The sequence below is a fragment of the Pseudonocardia sp. HH130630-07 genome, assembly GCF_001698125.1.
Lineage (GTDB): Bacteria > Actinomycetota > Actinomycetes > Mycobacteriales > Pseudonocardiaceae > Pseudonocardia.
On the sequence record NZ_CP013854.1, the window covers coordinates 705903 to 723699 of the forward strand.

18 protein-coding genes are annotated in these 17797 nt (G+C 73.4%); 9 read left to right on the forward strand and 9 right to left on the reverse strand.

Annotated elements, in window-relative coordinates; translation table 11 throughout:
• Positions 1 to 17 precede the first annotated feature (17 nt).
• The 4 genes from AFB00_RS03395 to AFB00_RS03410 all read right to left on the reverse strand — a co-directional run bounded on the left by AFB00_RS03395 (position 18) and on the right by AFB00_RS03410 (position 4383).
• A complete protein-coding gene (locus AFB00_RS03395) occupies positions 18 to 932 on the reverse strand; it encodes a carbohydrate ABC transporter permease (protein WP_068799974.1) in 915 nt (304 codons plus the stop codon).
• Complete coding sequence (locus tag AFB00_RS03400) at positions 929 to 1858, reverse strand: carbohydrate ABC transporter permease (RefSeq protein ID WP_068795996.1); 930 nt, start codon at positions 1856 to 1858, stop codon at positions 929 to 931. The genes AFB00_RS03395 and AFB00_RS03400 overlap by 4 nt, the downstream gene beginning before the upstream one ends.
• Positions 1859 to 1895: 37 nt before the next feature.
• Entirely contained in the window at positions 1896 to 3209 is a 1314-nt protein-coding gene (locus AFB00_RS03405; protein ID WP_068795997.1) for an extracellular solute-binding protein, read from the reverse strand.
• A 64-nt stretch (positions 3210 to 3273) separates the two neighbouring features.
• A complete protein-coding gene (locus AFB00_RS03410; RefSeq protein ID WP_197519735.1) occupies positions 3274 to 4383 on the reverse strand; it encodes an aldose epimerase family protein in 1110 nt (369 codons plus the stop codon).
• A 339-nt stretch (positions 4384 to 4722) separates the two neighbouring features.
• Between AFB00_RS03410 and AFB00_RS03415 the strand changes: the two genes are divergently transcribed.
• From AFB00_RS03415 to AFB00_RS03425, 3 genes are read left to right on the forward strand one after another with little or no spacing between them, the layout of a single operon-like run.
• Positions 4723 to 6087 carry a mycothione reductase gene (locus AFB00_RS03415; protein ID WP_068799975.1) on the forward strand — a complete coding sequence of 455 codons (1365 nt, stop codon included), beginning with the start codon at positions 4723 to 4725 and terminating at the stop codon, positions 6085 to 6087.
• A gap of 36 nt (positions 6088 to 6123) precedes the next feature.
• Entirely contained in the window at positions 6124 to 6423 is a 300-nt protein-coding gene (locus tag AFB00_RS03420; RefSeq protein WP_068795998.1) for a GNAT family N-acetyltransferase, read from the forward strand.
• A complete protein-coding gene (locus tag AFB00_RS03425; RefSeq protein ID WP_068795999.1) occupies positions 6420 to 7379 on the forward strand; it encodes a pirin family protein in 960 nt (319 codons plus the stop codon). Before AFB00_RS03420 ends, AFB00_RS03425 begins: the two co-directional genes overlap by 4 nt.
• On the opposite strand, the gene AFB00_RS03430 is transcribed toward AFB00_RS03425, so the two are convergent.
• Both AFB00_RS03430 and AFB00_RS03435 read right to left on the reverse strand, forming a co-directional pair.
• Positions 7363 to 7866 carry a GNAT family N-acetyltransferase gene (locus AFB00_RS03430; protein ID WP_068796000.1) on the reverse strand — a complete coding sequence of 168 codons (504 nt, stop codon included), beginning with the start codon at positions 7864 to 7866 and terminating at the stop codon, positions 7363 to 7365. The two genes, AFB00_RS03425 and AFB00_RS03430, sit on opposite strands and share 17 nt — an antisense overlap.
• A 44-nt stretch (positions 7867 to 7910) precedes the next feature.
• Positions 7911 to 8177: an ACT domain-containing protein gene (locus AFB00_RS03435; protein WP_068796001.1), complete on the reverse strand. Its 267-nt coding sequence runs from the start codon at positions 8175 to 8177 to the stop codon at positions 7911 to 7913.
• Between the two features lie 242 nt (positions 8178 to 8419).
• Here AFB00_RS03435 and AFB00_RS03440 point away from each other — a divergent pair, with 242 nt between their 5' ends.
• The 4 genes from AFB00_RS03440 (at position 8420) to AFB00_RS03455 (ending at position 11862) form a co-directional block, all read left to right on the forward strand.
• On the forward strand, positions 8420 to 8989 hold the full coding sequence (locus AFB00_RS03440) for a DUF3558 family protein (RefSeq protein WP_068796002.1): 570 nt from the start codon (positions 8420 to 8422) through the stop codon (positions 8987 to 8989).
• Between the two features lie 74 nt (positions 8990 to 9063).
• Complete coding sequence (locus AFB00_RS03445; protein WP_068796003.1) at positions 9064 to 9462, forward strand: PE domain-containing protein; 399 nt, start codon at positions 9064 to 9066, stop codon at positions 9460 to 9462.
• 154 nt (positions 9463 to 9616) lie between these two features.
• Positions 9617 to 10957, forward strand: a complete 1341-nt coding sequence (locus AFB00_RS03450) for a hypothetical protein (RefSeq protein ID WP_156819351.1) — start codon at positions 9617 to 9619, stop codon at positions 10955 to 10957.
• Positions 10958 to 11103: 146 nt separating this feature from the next.
• Positions 11104 to 11862, forward strand: a complete 759-nt coding sequence (locus tag AFB00_RS03455) for an SGNH/GDSL hydrolase family protein (RefSeq protein ID WP_197519736.1) — start codon at positions 11104 to 11106, stop codon at positions 11860 to 11862.
• A gap of 6 nt (positions 11863 to 11868) precedes the next feature.
• Here AFB00_RS03455 and paaK read toward each other — a convergent pair whose 3' ends face one another.
• Both paaK and paaZ read right to left on the reverse strand, forming a co-directional pair.
• Complete coding sequence (gene paaK / locus AFB00_RS03460; protein ID WP_068796006.1) at positions 11869 to 13191, reverse strand: phenylacetate--CoA ligase PaaK; 1323 nt, start codon at positions 13189 to 13191, stop codon at positions 11869 to 11871.
• Complete coding sequence (gene paaZ / locus AFB00_RS03465) at positions 13188 to 15227, reverse strand: phenylacetic acid degradation bifunctional protein PaaZ (protein ID WP_068796007.1); 2040 nt, start codon at positions 15225 to 15227, stop codon at positions 13188 to 13190. The genes paaK and paaZ overlap by 4 nt, the downstream gene beginning before the upstream one ends.
• 123 nt (positions 15228 to 15350) lie before the next feature.
• Here paaZ and AFB00_RS03470 point away from each other — a divergent pair, with 123 nt between their 5' ends.
• The gene (locus AFB00_RS03470; protein WP_068796008.1) at positions 15351 to 16157 is read left to right on the forward strand and encodes an enoyl-CoA hydratase/isomerase family protein; all 807 of its coding nucleotides are present in this window, start codon (positions 15351 to 15353) and stop codon (positions 16155 to 16157) included.
• The gene (locus AFB00_RS03475; RefSeq protein WP_068796009.1) at positions 16154 to 16744 is read left to right on the forward strand and encodes a TetR/AcrR family transcriptional regulator; all 591 of its coding nucleotides are present in this window, start codon (positions 16154 to 16156) and stop codon (positions 16742 to 16744) included. Before AFB00_RS03470 ends, AFB00_RS03475 begins: the two co-directional genes overlap by 4 nt.
• A gap of 22 nt (positions 16745 to 16766) precedes the next feature.
• On the opposite strand, the gene AFB00_RS03480 is transcribed toward AFB00_RS03475, so the two are convergent.
• Positions 16767 to 17597 (reverse strand): DUF559 domain-containing protein, encoded by an 831-nt coding sequence (locus AFB00_RS03480; RefSeq protein ID WP_083275235.1) that lies wholly within the window; start codon positions 17595 to 17597, stop codon positions 16767 to 16769.
• Positions 17598 to 17797: the final 200 nt, after the last annotated feature.

Sequence of the window (17797 nt, forward strand, 5' to 3'; positions counted from 1 at the left end):
GCCGCCAGCCCGGCATGTCACTGTCCGCCGAGACCGGTGGTCGCGATGCCCTTGACGATCTGACGCTGGAAGAACATGAACACGATCAGCAGCGGCGCCGCCGCGATCACCGCAGTGGCCATGCTCCTGGCGTAGTTCACGCCGTAGGCGTTCTGCACGGTCCCGACCCCGACCGGCATGGTCATCTGCGCGGGGTCGTTGGTGATGAGGAACGGCCACAGGAAGTTGTTCCAGGACCCGATGAAGGTGAAGATCGCGACCGCGACGAGGATCGACCGGGACAGCGGGAGCACGATGGTCCAGAACACCCGCAGGTGCGACGCGCCGTCGATGTAGGCGGCCTCCTCGAGCTCGCGCGGCACCATGTCGAAGAACCGCGTGAGGATGACGACGTTCACCGGGACGACGATCTGCGGCAGCACGATCCCCCAGATGTTGTCCACGAGGCCGAACGTCTGCATCTGCGAGTACAGCGGGATGACCAGGAGCTGCGCCGGGACCATGATCGCCGCGAGGGTGAGGACCTGGAGCAGCCGGCGCCCGGCGAAGTCGAGCCGGGACAACGCATACGCCGCCAGCGCCGAGATCACCACCGCGAGCACCGTCACCAAGGTGGACGACAGCAGGCTGTTGACCAGCCAGGTCGGCAGTCCCCCGGCCTGCAGCACCGAGACGTAGTGCTCCAGGGTGAACCCGTCGGACGGCCACACCCGCAGCGGTACCGACGCGGCGTCGTCCTCGGTCTTGAGCGAGGTCAGAAGACCCCACAGCAGCGGGACGAACCAGCTGGCCGCCAGGACGACGAGCACGAGGGCGACCATCACCCGGAACGCTGTCGAGGTTCCGAGCAGGCGGGCGCTCGAGCGCCTGCGCTCCTCGCGTCGCGCGGCCCGGGAGCCGGCGTCGGGGGCGGTCGTGTCGAGGAGGCTCATGACGACGGTCCCTTCCGCGACCGCAGCGCCCACACGGCGGACACCGCGACCACGACGACGAAGAAGATGAACGAGATCGCCGCGCCGTAGCCGATGCGGTACCCGGCGAACCCGACGTCGTAGACGTACTCCAGGATCGGCCGGGTCGAGCCGTTGGGACCGCCCTTGACCAGCAGGTAGATCTGATCGAACACCTTCATGGAGGCCAGCAGCTGCAGGAGCACGACCAGGCTCGTCGTCGGGCGCAGCATCGGCAGGGTGATCGCCCACGTCCGGCGCAGTGGTCCGGCCCCGTCCAGCGCCGCGGCCTCGTACAGCTGCTCGGGGATCGCCTGCAGCGCGGCGACGTAGAGTAGGAAGTTGAACCCTACCGTCCACCAGACGGTCAGGATCGCGATCGACCGCATCGCCACCGATTCCTCGGAGGTCCAGCCGACGGCGTCGATGCCGGCCAGCCCGAGGACGGTGTTGGCCAGGCCCGCCTCGCTCTGGTAGATCCACCCCCACAACGTGGTGACGACCGAGGACGCCAGCAGGAACGGCCCGAAGAAGGCCAGCCGCCACACCCACTGCCCCGGAAGACCCGCCGACACCAGGACGGCGAGGAGCAACGCCACCGCGACGAGCGGGATCACCGTGATCACGGTGAAGAACACGGTGTTCGCGAGGGAGGCCCACATCTCGGGATCGGTGAGCGCCTCGGTGTAGTTGTCGAAACCGACGAACCCACTGTTCTTACCGGTCAGGCTGGTGCCGGTGAAGCTGAGGTAGAACAGGTACAGGATCGGCCAGGCCAGGAACAGGGCGAAGGCGGCGACGTAGGGGGCGGAGAACCAGAGGCCCGTGACGGGACGGCGCCGTGGAGCCGGCCCGGCACCACGAGCCCCTCGGTCCGCCGCCACCGGAGCGGCGCTCGTGCGGGTCATCGCACCTCCTGTGGCTCGTGGTGACGGACGGTCGGTCTCACAGCGGATTGTCGACGGCGAGCATCGCCGTGATGTCGTCGAGCATCGCGGCGGACGTCGCGAGCGGGTCCGTGCGGCCCACGAACCCCTCGATGAGGCGGGACGACATCCGGTCCTGGAAGTCGCTGCCCCCGCCGGCGAACCACAGCGGTGGGTCCAGCACCACGCTCTCCGCGGCAGCCGCGTAACTGCTCTGCAGCGTCATCGACCGGTAGGCCGGCGTCCGGGTGAGGGGCTCGTAGCCGGGGACGTGACCGCCCTCCGCCCAGGTCAGTCCCTCCTTCACCAGCTCCGTGGCCAGCTGCTGGGACCGGGCGAGCCGCTCCGGGTCGACGTCGGACCGGGACGGCAGGACGAACGCGTGGGAGTCCGCGTAGGTCGCGGCCCGGCCGAACATCGTCGGCATCGGGGAGCCGGCGAGCCGCGGGAGCGCCTCCGCGAAGCTCGGCATCTCCCACTCCCCGGAGAGCGTCATCCCGGCCCGGCCCGCGCTGAACGCGGAGACCCCCGCGTCGTAGTCGAGGGTCGTCGACATCACCGTGTCGTCCATCGCCCCGGCGACGAACGCGATCACCGACGCGGCCGCGTCGACGTCCCACTCCGCAGCCGTACCGGTCTCGAACCGGTACGGCCCGCCGGTCTGGTTGTAGAGGCCCCAGAACAGCCGCCAGGCCTGCGCCTTGTCGTTGACGAACCCGAAGGCACAACCGATGTTCCCGGTCACCTCGGCCAGCTTGCGGTTCACCTCGACGAACTGCTCGGCCGACCGGATCGATGGCATCCGGCCGTCGGTGCCGAGCAACCCGGCCCGCTCGGCGAGATCGAGGTTGTAGAACGCGACGAACGGGTGCGTGTCGAGCGGGATCGCGTAGACGTGGTCGTCGACGGTGGCACTGCTCCACAACGCCTCGGTCGAGGTCGCCGCCGACACGCCGTTACGGGCGAGCAGATCGGGGTCGAACGGCTGCAGCAGCCCCGACGGTGCGTACCCGCCGAGCCGGGACATGTGCATCACGGCGAGATCGGGGGGCTCGTCACCGGCGGTCGCCATGGCGAGCTTGGTGTAATAGGCCGCGCCCCACTCCAGGCACACGTCGACGACGGTGAGGCCGGGATCCCGCGAGCGCGCCGCATCGAGCATGGACAGGAACTTCTCGCCGTCGGCTCCGCTGAACAGGTGCCACAGCTGCAACGGGCGACCTGCCCCGCCGCCGGCTCCGCACCCGGCGAGCACCGGGCCCGCCACCATCGCGGCGGCGACCCCGCCGAGTCCCCGCAGTACCGAGCGCCTCCCGACCGGCCTCTGGCTCAACTCGAACTCCTTCGTTCGCGGTGCGCGGCTCTCCTGCCGGCGACGTGGGGCCGAGGCGCCCCGGCTACCCCGTACCGGTGCGCAGGAGGATGCGGCTGCGGTAGGTGTTCCCCGGCCGGAGCTCGGTGGACGGGTAGTCCGCCCGGTTCGGGGCGTCCGGGAAGTCCTGCGGTTCGAGGCAGAAGGCAGCGCCGCGGGTCGCGGGCCCGCCGCCGGGGAACCGCACGGTGCCGTCCAGCATGTTCCCGGAGTAGAACTGGACGCCGGGCCGGTCGGTGAACACCGTCATCGCGCGACCCGACGGCCGGTCGACGACCCGGGCCGCCGCACGGAGACCGTCGACGACCGGTCCCTCGTCGTTGAGCACGAACGTGTGGTCGAACCCTCCGGCGACCTCCAGCTGCGGGTGGCCGGACGCGAGGCGGTCGCTCATGCGCACCGGGACGCGCAGGTCGAACGGCGTGCCGACGACCGGGGCCGGTGCACCGGGCAACGGGATCAGGCGGGTGTCGACCGGGAGGTAGTGGTCGCACCAGAGGGTCACGTCGCAGTCCTCCACCCCGCGTCCGCCGAGGGTGAAGTAGGTGTGGTTCGTCAGGTTCACCACCGTCGGCGCATCGGTGACGACGATGAACTCGACGAGGACGTCCGTGTCCGTCACCGTGTAGGCGACCGTGATGTCGAGGGTGCCGGGATAGCCGCCGGCACCGGCCGGGCTGGTGTGGGCGCACACCACGGTCCGGCCGCCCGGGACGTCGTGCACCGCACCGATCCGGAAATCGACGTGGTCGAGCCCGGCGCTCCCGCCGTGCAGCGACGCCCCGGCCTCGTTGCGGTCCAGCCGGTGCTCCCGGCCGGCCAGCCGGAAGCGCCCGTCGCTGATGCGGTTGGCATAGCGGCCGACGGTCGCGCCGCGGTACGCGGTGTCGGTCCGCGGGTCGGCACAGCCGAGCACCACGTCGCCGAGCCGGCCATGGCGGTCGGGTGCCCGCAACGCGGCGAGGCGTGCTCCGTGCGGGTCGACGACCGCCTCGATCGCACCGCCCGGGACGCGGAGGAGTACGGCACCCGGCGCGGACCGGTCAGCGCGCGGCGGCCGGACGGCGCCGGGGCGGGAGGCCGGCGAGGAGCTGCCGTGGCCGGCCGCGTCCGGGATCACACCGGAGTGATCCATTGCTGACCTCCTGTGGCGCTTCGCGGCGGGAGCGGTGATTGTTAACGCGAACATCAACGCCTGTCAATCACACTCCCAACCGCACCGGTCACTGGACCAACGGCAGTTCGAACGGCATATCGATCGGGTCCTCAAAAGATGTGATCGTTCTACTCGTTTCGATCGGATCTCGCGAACGACTCCGCAGCCGGCCTCCCGGCCGTCCGCACCGGGGAGGGGCAACGGCACGGTGACCGGATCCGGCGGTGACGTCACCGGTACCCGCACGGGGTGACCGGGGCCGGAACCACGTTCCCGTTCGACGCGCGCCGCCGCACCCGCGTTCCTAGGCTCGGGCCCGTGACGCACCACGACCTCGCCGTCATCGGCACCGGATCCGGCAACACGATCGTCGACCACCGGTTCGCCGGGCTCGACGTCGTCCACGTCGAGGCGACCCGGTTCGGCGGCACCTGCCTCAACGTCGGCTGCATCCCGACGAAGATGCTCGCCTACGCCGCCGAGGTCGCCGAGACGGTGCGGACGGCGTCGCGGTTCGGGATCGACGCTCGCATCGAGGGGGTCCGCTGGCCCGACATCCGGGACCGGGTCTTCGGCCGGCTGGACCCGATCGGCGACGAGGGCCGGGACCACCGCCGCGAGCACGGCACCGTGCACGACGGCTACGCCCGCTTCACCGGGCCGCGGGCCATGGCCGTCGACCTGCACGGGGGCGGGACCGCCGAGTTCACCGCCGACCGGATCGTGCTGGCCACCGGGGGCCGGCCGCTCGTGCCACCGCCGGTCGCGGAGTCCGGCGTCCCGTTCGACACCTCGGACACGATCATGCGGATCGACGAGCTGCCCCGGCACCTCGCGGTGATCGGCGGCGGCTACATCGCCGCCGAGCTCGCGCACGTCTTCGGCGGGCTCGGCTGCGAGGTCACCGTCGTCGAGGCGTCGGAGACGCTGCTGGGCGGGATGGACGAGACCGTCGTGGAGCGGTTCACCGCCGCCGTCCGGGAGCGGTTCACCGTTCACACCGGGCGCTCGGTGGAGAAGGTCACCGGCGGCGCCGGTGACGTCCGGCTGCACCTCGACGACGGCACCGAGATCCGGGCGGACCGGCTGCTCGTCGCCGCCGGGCGCGCCGCGAACAGCGACCGCCTCGACACCGGGCTCGGCGGCGTCGCCACCCGCGACGACGGCCGGATCCAGGTCGACGAGTACGGCCGGACCACCGCGGACGGCGTCTGGGCCCTCGGCGACGCCTGCACCGGGCACCCGCTCAAGCACGTCGCGAACCACGAGGCCGCCGTCGTCGCGCACAACCTCGCGAACCCAGACGACCTGCGGGCCTTCGACCACACCGCCGTCCCCGCCGCGGTGTTCACCACCCCGCAGATCGGCACCGTGGGCCGGACCGAGCAGCAGTGCCGCGAGGACGGCCTGGAGTACCGGGTGGGTCTGCACGACTACGCCGACGTCGCCTACGGCTGGGCGATGGAGGACCGGCACGGCTTCTGCAAGGTCCTGACCGCGCCGGACGGGACGCTGCTCGGGGCGCACCTGCTCGGCCCGCAGGCGTCCACACTGGTGCAGCAGCTGGTGCAGGCCATGGCGCTCGGTGCCGGGGCGGGACGGCTCGCGGACGTGCAGTACTGGATCCACCCGGCGCTCAGCGAGGTCGTCGAGAACGCGCTGCGGGACGCGGCCGAGGGGTAGCGGAACACCCCGGCGTCGCGGACGGTTGATCCCGGCATGTCGGACACCGAGCAGCCGGTCGTCACCCACGACCCCGTGCGCCGCCGTTACGAGATCGCCCTGGGCGGCGAGCGCGTGGGACTCGCCGCCTACACCGAGGACGGCGACCGGCGGATCTTCCACCACACCGAGGTCGACCCCGCGCTGCGTGGACGCGGCCTCGCCTCGACCCTGGTCGGGTTCGCCCTGACCGACACCCGCGACGCCGGGTGGCGGATCGTTCCGCAGTGCCCGTACGTGCAGCACTGGATCGCCTCGCACGAGGGGTTCGCGGACCGTGTGGAGGAGAGCGCATGAGCAACACCGAGACCGCGCCGGACCCGGTCGTCTGCGGCGGTGACGCCCCGGCCGTCGAGCTGGTGACGCCCCGCGAGGTCCCGCTGGGCGGGCCGCGCGCGATGACCGTGCGCCGGACGCTGCCCCGCCGCGTCCGCTCGCTGATCGGGGCCTGGTGCTTCATCGACCACTTCGGGCCGGACCGGGTCTCCGACACCGGCGGGATGGCCGTGCCGGGCCACCCGCACACCGGGCTGCAGACGGTGTCCTGGCTGTTCGAGGGCGAGGTGGAGCACCGCGACACCACCGGTGCGCACGCCGTCATCCGGCCCGGCGAGGTGAACCTGATGACGGCCGGGCACGGCATCGCGCACTCGGAGTTCTCGCTGCCGGGCACCGACGTGCTGCACGGGGTCCAGCTGTGGCTGGCGCTGCCGTCCGCGCACCGGCGGACCGCCCCGGCGTTCGAGCACCACGCACCGCCGCGGACCGATCTCGACGGCGCGGGCCTGCGCGTGTTCCTCGGGTCGCTGGCCGGTGTCACGTCCCCGGTCGCGACGTTCTCCCCGCTGCTCGGTGCGGAACTGGTGCTCCCGGCGGGCGGGTCGGTGGCGCCGGAGGTGTCGGCGTCGTTCGAGCACGGCGTGCTGGTCGACACCGGGACGGTCGACGTCTGCGGCACCACCGCGGGCCCCGGCGAACTGGTCTACCTGCCGCCCGGCCGGACGACCCTGCCGCTGCGGACCGGCGACGGCGCCCGGTTGCTGCTGCTCGGCGGCGAGCCGCTGGGCGAGCAGATCGTCATGTGGTGGAACTTCGTCGGCGCCACCCACGACGAGATCGCCGCACACCGGGCGGCGTGGCGGGCCGCCCGCGCGACCGGCGGGGACGCGCAGTTCGGCGCCTTCCCGGACGAGTGGGAGTCGACGCTGCCCGCACCGGAGCTGCCGAACGCCCGGCTCACCCCGCGGGAGTGACCGGGGCGTCGCCGGTCACCCGGAACCAGCGGCTGACCGGCCACTCGACGAACCCGGCGGCGGCGTAGACCGCCCGGGCCGGGGCGTGGCCGGGATCGCCGCCGGTCTCGACCATGACCGAGGTCGCGCCCCGCCCGGCCAGCAGGTCGAACGCGTGCCGGGTCAGTGCGGTGCCGATGCCCCTGCGCTGCGCGGCCGGGTCGACGGCCAGGATGTCGATCTCCCCCAGTCCCTCGTCGCGCATCGCGACGGCGACGAAGCCGACGACGGCGCCGTCGGTCTCGGCGACCCGGGCGTCGGCGGGGGCCGCACACACCCGCTCGACCGCGGCGCGCTGGGCGGCGGCCCACCCGTCGGGGTACTGGACGTCGTAGACGCCGGACGGACGCAGGATCGAGCGGACGGACGCGAACACCGGCTCCCAGGCCCGCAGCGCGAGGGCGACGAGGGCGTCCCGGTCGGCGGGGTCGAGCTCTCGGATCAGCATGACGCCGCATCCTCGCCGGGCCCGCGCGGGGGCGCACCCCGGATTCAGGCGTGGTCGGCGCGCACCACCGCGACCACCCGGCGGAGCTGTTCGAGCAACAGGTCGGGGCCGCGCCCGTCCGGCTCGACCTCGACGTCGACCCGCCCGACGTCTCCCGACAGGTCGGCGCGCAGGTCACGGACGGCGTAGCGGCGCGACCGCAGCGTGGTGAGCACCTTGATCAGCCCGTCGTCGCCGCCGGTCACCAGCAGGGTGTAGGCGTGCACGGACGCGCGGGGGCGGGCGTCGGGGGTGGCGGTGAGGGTGTCCATCGGATCTCCCGGGGCAGCGGTACGGGGATCCGGCCAGGTCCGGTGCGCAGTCGTGGGGCCGCACGAACGGGCCGCGCGCCGGCGACCTGGTTCAGCCGGCGCGCCGGGTAATCACCTGCGCACGCACGAGGGCAGGGTAGCAGTGCCCCGCCGCTGCCCGGCGACGGCGGAACTCCGGATCGGGCCCGGGGCGGGATGGTGCCGGGATAGATTGGGCGCCCGTTTCGATCCCGGAGGACCACGTGGCACGACCGGCCTGGGGCCGCCTGTCCGTCCTGCTCGCGCTCGTCGTCGCCGTGTCGGCGGGGTGCGGGGCCGAGGAGCCGCCGCCGGGGCCGTTCCCGCCGCGGCCGCAGGACATCGCGGTCGACCGGCTCGATCCGTGTCAGGGGATCACCGCGGCGAAGGCGTCCGAGCTGGGGACGAGGGGGGCTGCGCGATCGACAGACGAGGAGGACGCGCCGGCTGCCAAGATCCAGGGAGCACGGACCCGCAGCTGTAGCTGGTCCAACCTCAGCGACTACACGAGCTACAGCGTGTCGTTCATCGACCGGGAGGTGACGAACGGTCACGGTGCGGCCATCGGTAACGGCACGATCGATCAGGTCGCCGGCTATGGGGTCGTTCGGCAGGAGGACGACGGGGCCAACGCCTGCCGCATCTCGGTGGATGCCGGTCACGATCGGACCTTCCGGGTGGACGTCCTGTCGCGTGGGGACGTCGTCGGGCAGCCCGTGTCCATGACCGACGTGTGCCGGAGTGCGGCTGATGTCACGTCTCACGTGATCGAGACCTTGCGCGCGCTGAGCTGATGACGGGTTTGCTCCCGCGACCACGATCCCCTGTTCCGCCTCGGCGACCACCACGGATCCCCTAGCTTATCGCCATGACTCAGGCGCACGAGCCGCGTGGAACGGAATCCGACAGCCTCATGGTGCAGGTCGACCGGGACAACGTGCTCGGGATCTGCAGCGAGCTGCGCTATCAGGTCGAGCAGATGTACACCGCTCTGGAGACAGCGGACCGAAATGCGGTGCAACCGCCGTGCGGAGACGATCCTGTCTCGATCGACGCGGCCAGAGCGTTCGACGCCAAGATCGAACAGATTCGCGACGTGCACTGGGCACATCTCGCCGAGATCGAGAGAGCGATCGGACGGCTGCGCGAGGCCGCAGCCGAGTACGGCTTCACCAACGATGACATCGAGGCGTCGTTCAAGGCTGAGCTCCCGGGTATGCAGCAACGGCACGCTGACGTCCGCGCCGCCCGAGCAGCCGCACTGTGAGCAATCGATGATCATCGGGTGCAACAACTTCTCGGCGTTCGACCTCCCGACGAAGATCAGCTGGGTTCAGGATAAGCCCGGACGGTCTGCCTCGGACGGTAGAGCCGAGAACCTGACCACGCTCAGTACCTCGCTCGCTATTGCCGGCGGTGGTGTGGATCAGGGAATTGGCAGGTTCGGCACCGCCTGGCGCGGCCCGGCCGCCGATGCCGCCACGACCTCGCTGACCGGTATCGCGCAGGGCGTGGGCGACACCGCGACCGTCGCCGCGAACGGTGCAGGGCGGCTCGGTGACCACGGCTCGTCGTTCGAGTACCTGCGTCCGCTGGTCGACAGCGGTCGTTACGTCGACCCGAACCAGTACAGCTGGATCCAGCGGGCCGGGGACAACATCAGCGAGTCCTGGCAGTCGTTGTGGGGCAACGGCGCAGATCACGTGACCATCGCCGAACGCAACGCGGCCACCGACGCCGAGGTCGACCGGGCCTTCACACGCTACGAGAACGACACCTTCGACATCAACGAACGCTTCACGACCGCGAGCGCCCCACCCGCTCCCGGTGGCAGCGGTGTCCCCGGTGGCGCCGGCGGGATCGGTGGCCCCGGTGGTGCGGGTGCGGGCGGTATCGGCGGTGTCTCGTCCGGCGGCCCCGCGGCCGGTGGCGGTGGCGGCACGGCGGACGCTCCCGGTGCCGGGCCCGTGGCTCCGCCCTCACCCGGCGGTGGGCTCCCCGACGGTGGTGGAGCTCCGGCTCTCGGCCCGGCCGCGGTCGGCGGTGCACCGGGCCCGGCCGGCGCGGCCGAGACCGGGCCGGGCGGCGGCGGGCCCGCACTGCGCCCGACCGACGCCGGGCCGGGCGGCGGGACCGCGAACGGCACCGGATCCGGCAGCGGCGCGGCCGCGGGCGGCCCGGCTCCGAACGGCACCGGGACCGGGACCGGCGGCGCGGGGATGGTCGGCGGCGCCCCCGGCAGCGGGGTGCGTGCCCCGGGGGCCGACCGCGTCCCGGGGGCCGGGTCCCGTGTGCCCGGCCCGGCTGCGGACCGGATCCGCAGCGATCTCGGTACGAGGTTCGGTGACACCGCCCGCCGCCAGCAGCTGCTCAACCAGCCGGGACCCACGGCACCGTTCGGCCGCGGCACCGTCGGCGGGGCGACGCCGGGTGCGGGCCGCGGCGCCCTGTTCGGCGGGGGCGGCACCGGATGGGGTGGCCCGGGTGCCGGTGGCGGGGTCTGGGCGCCCGAGCCGCGTACGGGCCTCCCCCGGGCCGGTTTTGCCGAGGGTCAGCCCGTCCGCCCCGGCGATCCGGCGACCGGCCGCGGTGCCGGCGGCGGGCAGCCCGGCGGGTACGGCCCGATGATGGGCGGCGCGGGGGCCGGGACCAGCGGCGGCCAGGAACACCGCAACCGCTACATCGTCCCCACCACCGAGTTCTTCGACCTCGACCTCGAGGTCACCGACGCCGTCCTCGGCCCGGACGACACCCCCCGCTGACCCCTCACCACCCCGGGACCGGCCCACTCATGGAGCAAGAGCCTCGTGTGAGCAGGCCGAAGCTCCATGAGTGCGAACCGGCGGGCTCCGGTGGGCGCGGGCCGGGTGCGGGCCGGGTGCGGGGGCGGTGGCCGGGGAGGCGCAGGATGGCCGTCGTGCGGTACGTGGCGATCGGCGACAGCTTCACCGAGGGCGTGGGTGACGAGGACGGGTCGGGTGAGCCCCGCGGCTGGGCCGACCGGGTCGCGGCGGGACTGGCCGGCGCGTCCGGCGGGCCCGTGTCGTACGCGAACCTCGCGGTCCGCGGCCGGCTGCTCGACGACATCGTCGGCCCGCAGCTGGAGGCCGCGCTCGCCCTGGACCCGCTGCCGACGCTGATCACGCTGAACGGCGGCGGCAACGACATGCTGCGGCGGCACACCGACCTCGACGATCTGACGGCCCTCACCACCCACGCCGTGCGCCGGTGCGCGGAGACCGGCGTCCGGCTGCTGCTGATCAGCGGCGCCGACCCGTCGGCGGGCCTGCCGATGGGCCACGTCGTGCACCGCCGGGCGGCCGCCCTGACCGTGGCCGTCGCGGAGCTGGCCGCCACGCACGGGCTGGGGATGGCCGACGTCTTCGGCGACGCCGAGATCCGCCGGCCCGGCTACTGGTCGCCGGACCGCCTGCACCTGGGCCCGGCCGGGCACGTGCGGGCGGCCGGGCTGGTGCTCGACGCGCTCGGCGTCCGCGGGTCGGTCCCCGCGCCGCAGCTCCTGCCGGACGCGCGCCGGGGCGTCCGGACCGAACTGGCGTACTACCGCGAGCACGTCCTGCCCTGGATCAGACGGCGGCTGCGGCACCGGTCCTCCGGCGACGGCCGGGTCGGCAAGCACCCCACCTGGACGACGGTCACCGCCTGAGCCCGGTCAGGCGCGCGGCTCCCGGAGATCCCGGAGCCGCTGCAGCTTGCCGACCGACCGTTCCAGCGTCTCCGGATCGACGATCTCGCAGGTCACCGTGACGCCGACGGCCTCCTTGACCGCCCGCACCAGGTCCGCGGCCGCGCGCTCGCGACGCTCGGCCGGCGCGTCCGGGCGGGCCTCGACCCGCACCGCGAGCGCGTCCATCCGGCCCTCGGTGGTCAGCACCAGCTGGAAGTGCGGCGCGCACCCCGGGGTGCGCAGGACGATCTCCTCGATCTGGGTCGGGAAGACGTTCACCCCGCGCAGGATGATCAGGTCGTCGGACCGGCCGGTCACCCTCGCCATCCGGCGCATCTGCGGACGCGCGGTGCCCGGCAGCAGCGTCGTCAGGTCCCGGGTGCGGTAGCGGATGATCGGCAGCCCCTCCTTGGTGAGGCTGGTGAACAGCAGCTCGCCCTCCTCGCCGTCGGGCAGCGACGTGCCGTCGAGCGGGTCGACGACCTCGGGCAGGAAGTGGTCCTCCCAGACGTGCAGGCCGTCCTTGGTCTCCACGCACTCCTGCGACACGCCGGGTCCCATGACCTCCGAGAGCCCGTAGATGTCGACGGCGTGGATGCCGGTACGTTCCTCGATCTCGGTGCGCATCCGCTCGCTCCACGGCTCGGCGCCGAAGATCCCGACCTGCAGAGCGGTGCTGCGCGGGTCGACGCCGCGGCGCTCGAACTCGTCGATCAGGGTGAGCATGTAGCTCGGCGTCAGCATGATGATCTCGGGCTGGAAGTCGACGATGAGCTGCACCTGGCGCGGGGTCATCCCGCCGGACATCGGGATGACGGTCGCGCCGAGCTTCTCCGCGCCGTAGTGCGCGCCCAGCCCGCCGGTGAACAGCCCGTACCCGTACGCGACGTGCACCCGGTGCCCCGGGCGCCCGCCCGCCGCCCGGATCGAGCGGGCCACCAGCGTCGCCCAGTTGTCGACGTCGCCCGCGGTGTACCCGACGACGGTCGGCCGCCCGGTCGTCCCGGACGAGGCGTGAATCCGCGCGATCTGCTCCCGGGGCACGGCGAACATGCCGAACGGGTAGCTCTCGCGCAGGTCGGCCTTCGTGGTCGTGGGGAACTTCGCGATGTCGGCGAGCTCGCGGCAGTCGTCGGGGTGCACACCGTGCGCGTCGAAGGCCGCCCGGTAGTGCGGGACCCGGGTGTAGGCGTGCCGCAGTGTCCACTGCAGACGCTGCAGCTGCAGCGCGCGCAGCTCGTCGAGCGACATCCGCTCGGCCGGGTCCAGCAGCTCCGCGGCCGGTGCGTCCCCGGTCGCCGTGCTCATCGCTTCGCCACCAGGGTCAGCACGTCGTAGCGGGCGACAGACTCGCCGTCCTGGCGGGTCACGTCGGCGTCCCAGCGGACCTCGCCGTGGTCCGCGGACTGGCGCGGGGTGATCTGCTTGCAGGTCAGCGTCACCGTGAGCTCGTCGTCGAAGCGGACCGGGGTGAGGAACCGCAGCCCGTCGACGCCGAAGTTCGCCAGCACCGGGCCGGGGTCCGGATCGACGAACAGGCCCGCCGCCAGTGACACGACGAGGTAGCCGTGCGCGACCCGCTGCCCGAACAGCGGGTTGGCCGCGGCGGCCGCCTCGTCGGTGTGGGCGTAGAAGGTGTCTCCGGTGAACTCGGCGAAGTGCTCCACGTCGCCCTGGGTGACCCGGCGCGGGCCGGCGACGAGGCTGTCCCCCGGCCGCAGCTCCTCGAGGTGCTTGCGGAACGGGTGGACACCGTCGTCGTGCCGCCGGGCCCCGGCCACCCAGCGGCCGGTGATCGCGGCGAGCGAGTCGGGGTCGGCCTGGACGGCGGTGCGCTGCATGTGGTGCAGGACGCCGCGGATCCCGCCCATCTCCTCGCCGCCACCGGCGCGGCCCGGACCGCCGTGCACCAGCTGCGGCAGCGGGGACCCGTGCCCGGTGGACTCGGCGGCGTCGCGGGCGTTGAGCACGTGCACGCGGCCGTGGAACGGGGCGATGCCGAGCACGACGTCCCGGACGAACCCCGGGTCGGCGCTCACCACGGACCCGGCCAGCGAGCCCTGGCCGCGGGCCGCGTACTCGACGAGCTGCGCGGTGCCGTCGTACGGCAGGACGGTGGCGACCGGGCCGAACGCCTCGACCTCGTGCGGCGCGGCGTGGTCGGGGTCGCCGAGCAGCAGCAGCGGGGAGACGAAGGCGCCCCGGTCGGCGTCGGCACCGGTCACCGCCACCCGGTCCGGGTCGCCGGACACGATCCGGCCGGCGCCCTGCAGGGCCTTGATGCTGCGCCGGACCTCCTCGCGCTGGTCGAGGCTCGCCAGGGCGCCCATCGTGACGCCCTCGGCGTCCGGTGCGCCGACCACGACCCGGGCCAACCGCTCCGACACCGCACCGACCACGGCGTCGACGTGCTCGCGCGGCACGAACGCGCGCCGGATCGCCGTGCACTTCTGGCCGGCCTTCACCGTCATCTCGGTGCTCAGGGCCCTGACGAACAGGTCGAACTCCGGCGTCCCCGGACCGGCGTCCGGACCGAGCGCGGCCAGGTTCAGCGAGTCGGCCTCGGCGGAGAACCGGACCGCGTTGCGGACGATGGACGGGTGGCTGCGCAGGGTCTGCGCGGTCGCCGCGGACCCGGTGAAGGAGACCAGGTCCTGGCCGGTGAGGTGCTCGAACGCGTCGCCCAGCGAGCCGGCGACGAACTGCACCGCCCCGTCCGGGAGCAGCCCGGAGCCGACGATCAGCTCCACCAGCCGCGCGGTCAGGAACGCCGTGGGCGACGCGGGCTTGATCAGCGTCGGCACGCCGGCGAGGAAGGCGGGCGCCAGCTTCTCCAACGGACCCCACACCGGGAAGTTGAACGCGTTGACCTGCACCGCGACCCCGTGGCGGGGGGTGAGCACGTGCTGGCCGAGGAACGTGCCGCCGCGGCCCAGCGGCTCCACGGCGCCCTCGACGAACACGGTGTCGGCGGGCAGCTCGCGCTTGGCCTTCGAGGCGTACGCGAGCAGGACGCCGATGCCCCCGTCGACGTCGAACCGCGAGTCGGCGAGCGTCGCGCCCGTGCGGGCCGAGACGGCGTAGAGCTCGTCGCGGTGCTCGCGCAGGTGCTGGCCGAGGGCCTTGAGCAGCGCGGCACGCTGGTGGAAGGTGAGCTCGCGCAGGGCCGGGCCGCCGGTGCGCCGTCCGTGGTCGAGCGCCGCACCGAGGTCGAGGCCGTCCGCGGAGATCCGCGCGATCTCCGCTCCGGTCACCGCGTCGTGCAGCGGGCGCCCGTCCCCGGAGCCGGTGCACCAGGATCCGGCGAGATGGCTGCGGAGCACCGGGGTACTGGACTGGGGCATCGACAGGACCTCCGTCGTTCGTCAATGAACCGACCGTTCGTTCGGCTGAACCTAGCATCGGCGGCCCCGGGCGGCCAGCACTCGGACATGACCGACCGTTCGGTCGGCGGCTAGGCTGGCCCGATGGCCGACTCCGACCCCGCAGTGCTCGTCGACCGCGACACCGTCGATCCCGCCGTCGCGGTGCTGACGCTGAACCGGCCCGCGACCTACAACGCGCTCTCCGTCGACCTCAAGGAGACGTTGCTGACCGCGGTCGCCGGGGTCGCCGGGGACGAGTCCGTGCGTGCCGTGGTGCTCACCGGGTCCGGGCGGGCGTTCTGCGTCGGGCAGGACCTCGGCGAGCACGCCGCCGCGCTCCGGGCGGACGCCGGGACCGCGCTGGACACCGTGCGGGAGCACTACAACCCGCTGGTGCTGGCGCTGTCCGGGACCCCGAAGCCGGTCGTGGCGGCGATCAACGGCCCCTGTGTCGGCGCCGGCCTGGGGCTGGCGCTCGCCGCCGACCTGCGGGTGGCCGCCGCCGGGGCGACGTTCGGCACGGCGTTCACCGGGATCGGGCTCTCCGCCGACAGCGGCCTGTCGGCGAGCCTCGCACACGCCGTCGGCGTCTCCCGGGCGACCGAGCTGCTGCTGCTCGGCGAGCGGTTCACCGCCGAGGACGCCCGGGACTGGGGCCTGGTCCGCGACGTCGTCGACGGCCCGGACCTGCTGGAGTCCGCACTGGTGCTCGCCCGCACGCTGGCCACCGGTCCGACCCGGGCCTACGCCGAGGTGAAGAGCGCGATCCGGTTCGGCGCGGTCAACGAGCTGCCCGCCGTGCTGGAGCACGAGGCCGACGCCCAGGTCCGGCTGGCCACGACCGCGGACCACCGCGGCGCCGTCGAGGCGTTCGTCGCCAAGCGGACGCCGACCTTCGAGGGCCGATGAGCACCGCGCCGGTCCGCCGGGCGCGGCGCCCGAGCGGCGGCCGCGACCAGCTCCTCGAGACCGCGGTCGGCGAGTTCAACGCCCGGGGCTACGACGCGACGTCGATGGAGGACCTGTCCCGCGCGGCCGGGATCACGAAGTCGTCGTTCTACCACCACTTCGCCGGCAAGGAGGCGTTGCTGCGGGCCGCACTGGAGCGCGCCGTCGACGGCCTGTTCGGCGTCCTGGACCTGCCCGGCGCCCGGGAGGGCTCCCCGTCGGACCGGCTCCGGGTGATCGTCGGCGAGCAGGTCGGGGTGCTGATGGCCGAGCTGCCCTACGTGACCCTGCTGCTGCGGGTCCGCGGGAACACCGAGACCGAGCGCTGGGCCCTGGAGCGCCGCCGGGCGTTCGACGGGGTGGTCACCGGGATCGTCCGGCAGGCGGTGGAGGCCGGGGAGGTCCGGTCCGACGTCGACCCGGCCCTGGCCGCGCGCCTGCTGTCCGGCCTGGTCAACTCGATGGTCGAGTGGTACCGCCCCGGCAACGGCACCCTCCCCGACGACGTGGTCCGGGCCGCCTTCACCGGTATCGTCCCCCCGAACTGACCGGTGGGCGTTGCGTACGGGTTCACGCCGGAGCCGCTGCGTGACGCTCGATGAGGTAGCGCACCCGACCTGCCAGGTGGGCCGGGCGGTGGAGGACCTCGGGGGCCTCCGGGCGGAGGATGTGCCAGCCGCGGACGCTCAGGTACTGCTGGCGCTCCAGGTCCGCCCGGGCACGGGACGGGGTGAGGTGGTGACGGCCGTCGTACTCGATGCCGAGCCGGAACCGCGGGTAGGCGAGATCGATCCGGTACGGCCCGACCGGGTACTGCGACACCGGCGCGGGGAGCCCGCCGTCGTGCAGGGCGAGCCGGGTCCTGGACTCCATCGGGGACTCGGCGAGTGGGTCGGCCAGCGCCACGACCGCTGCGAGCCTGCGAACGCCCCGGACGCCGGGGTGCCGGGCGGCGAGCCCGAGCACCGCGTCCGGGGCGAAGCCACCGACCCTCGCGAGAGCGTCGAGCGCGACGACGGCCGGGTCCCGCTCCTCGCGGCGCGCCAGGTCGAACGCGGTCCGCAGCGCCGTCGTCACCAGCACGGTGTGGCCGGGCACGAACCGGTGCCGGCTCCCTGGGACCGGAATCCGCACACCGCCGGCCACCTCGTCCGGACGGACACCGCCACGATGGACCCGCAGGCCCTCCTGCACCCGGCGGCTCCCTCCCGGGACCAGCACCTCCGCGGGAACCCCACGTGGCGCACAGTCCGCGCCGAGCATCTCCGCCGCCGACCAACCGGCCAGAACACCCCGGGTGATCACCGGCTCGGCGCCGGCCCGGTGCCGAGCACCCACGGCGAGGGCGGCGGCCTCACACAGCTGCAGGTAGGTCGGCTCGGTGCCGGCGAGTACGTGCACTCCTCTCAACAGTCGACGGAACCGGGGCCCGCGTAACTCCGCCCGGGTCAGCAGACCGTCCCGGACCGCGTCCGCCCCCACGAAGGGCCTGGAGACATCCATGCCCCTTGGACGGCACCGCCACCGGAGCCGGTTCCACCCGATCGTCGAGCGGTACGCCCGGGCGATCGTCGCGACCAGAACGCAACGGCCGATGGCGG

Bases quoted from the DNA above. Each gene is read 5' to 3' on its own strand.
- AFB00_RS03395 (WP_068799974.1), bottom strand. From the start codon at position 932: ATGAGCCTCCTCGACACGACCGCCCCCGACGCCGGCTCCCGGGCCGCG.
- AFB00_RS03400 (WP_068795996.1), bottom strand. From the start codon at position 1,858: ATGACCCGCACGAGCGCCGCTCCGGTGGCGGCGGACCGAGGGGCTCGT.
- AFB00_RS03410 (WP_197519735.1), bottom strand. From the start codon at position 4,383: ATGGATCACTCCGGTGTGATCCCGGACGCGGCCGGCCACGGCAGCTCC.
- AFB00_RS03420 (WP_068795998.1), top strand. From the start codon at position 6,124: ATGTCGGACACCGAGCAGCCGGTCGTCACCCACGACCCCGTGCGCCGC.
- AFB00_RS03425 (WP_068795999.1), top strand. From the start codon at position 6,420: ATGAGCAACACCGAGACCGCGCCGGACCCGGTCGTCTGCGGCGGTGAC.
- AFB00_RS03430 (WP_068796000.1), bottom strand. From the start codon at position 7,866: ATGCTGATCCGAGAGCTCGACCCCGCCGACCGGGACGCCCTCGTCGCC.
- AFB00_RS03435 (WP_068796001.1), bottom strand. From the start codon at position 8,177: ATGGACACCCTCACCGCCACCCCCGACGCCCGCCCCCGCGCGTCCGTG.
- AFB00_RS03445 (WP_068796003.1), top strand. From the start codon at position 9,064: ATGACTCAGGCGCACGAGCCGCGTGGAACGGAATCCGACAGCCTCATG.
- AFB00_RS03455 (WP_197519736.1), top strand. From the start codon at position 11,104: ATGGCCGTCGTGCGGTACGTGGCGATCGGCGACAGCTTCACCGAGGGC.
- paaK (WP_068796006.1), bottom strand. From the start codon at position 13,191: ATGAGCACGGCGACCGGGGACGCACCGGCCGCGGAGCTGCTGGACCCG.
- paaZ (WP_068796007.1), bottom strand. From the start codon at position 15,227: ATGCCCCAGTCCAGTACCCCGGTGCTCCGCAGCCATCTCGCCGGATCC.
- AFB00_RS03470 (WP_068796008.1), top strand. From the start codon at position 15,351: ATGGCCGACTCCGACCCCGCAGTGCTCGTCGACCGCGACACCGTCGAT.
- AFB00_RS03475 (WP_068796009.1), top strand. From the start codon at position 16,154: ATGAGCACCGCGCCGGTCCGCCGGGCGCGGCGCCCGAGCGGCGGCCGC.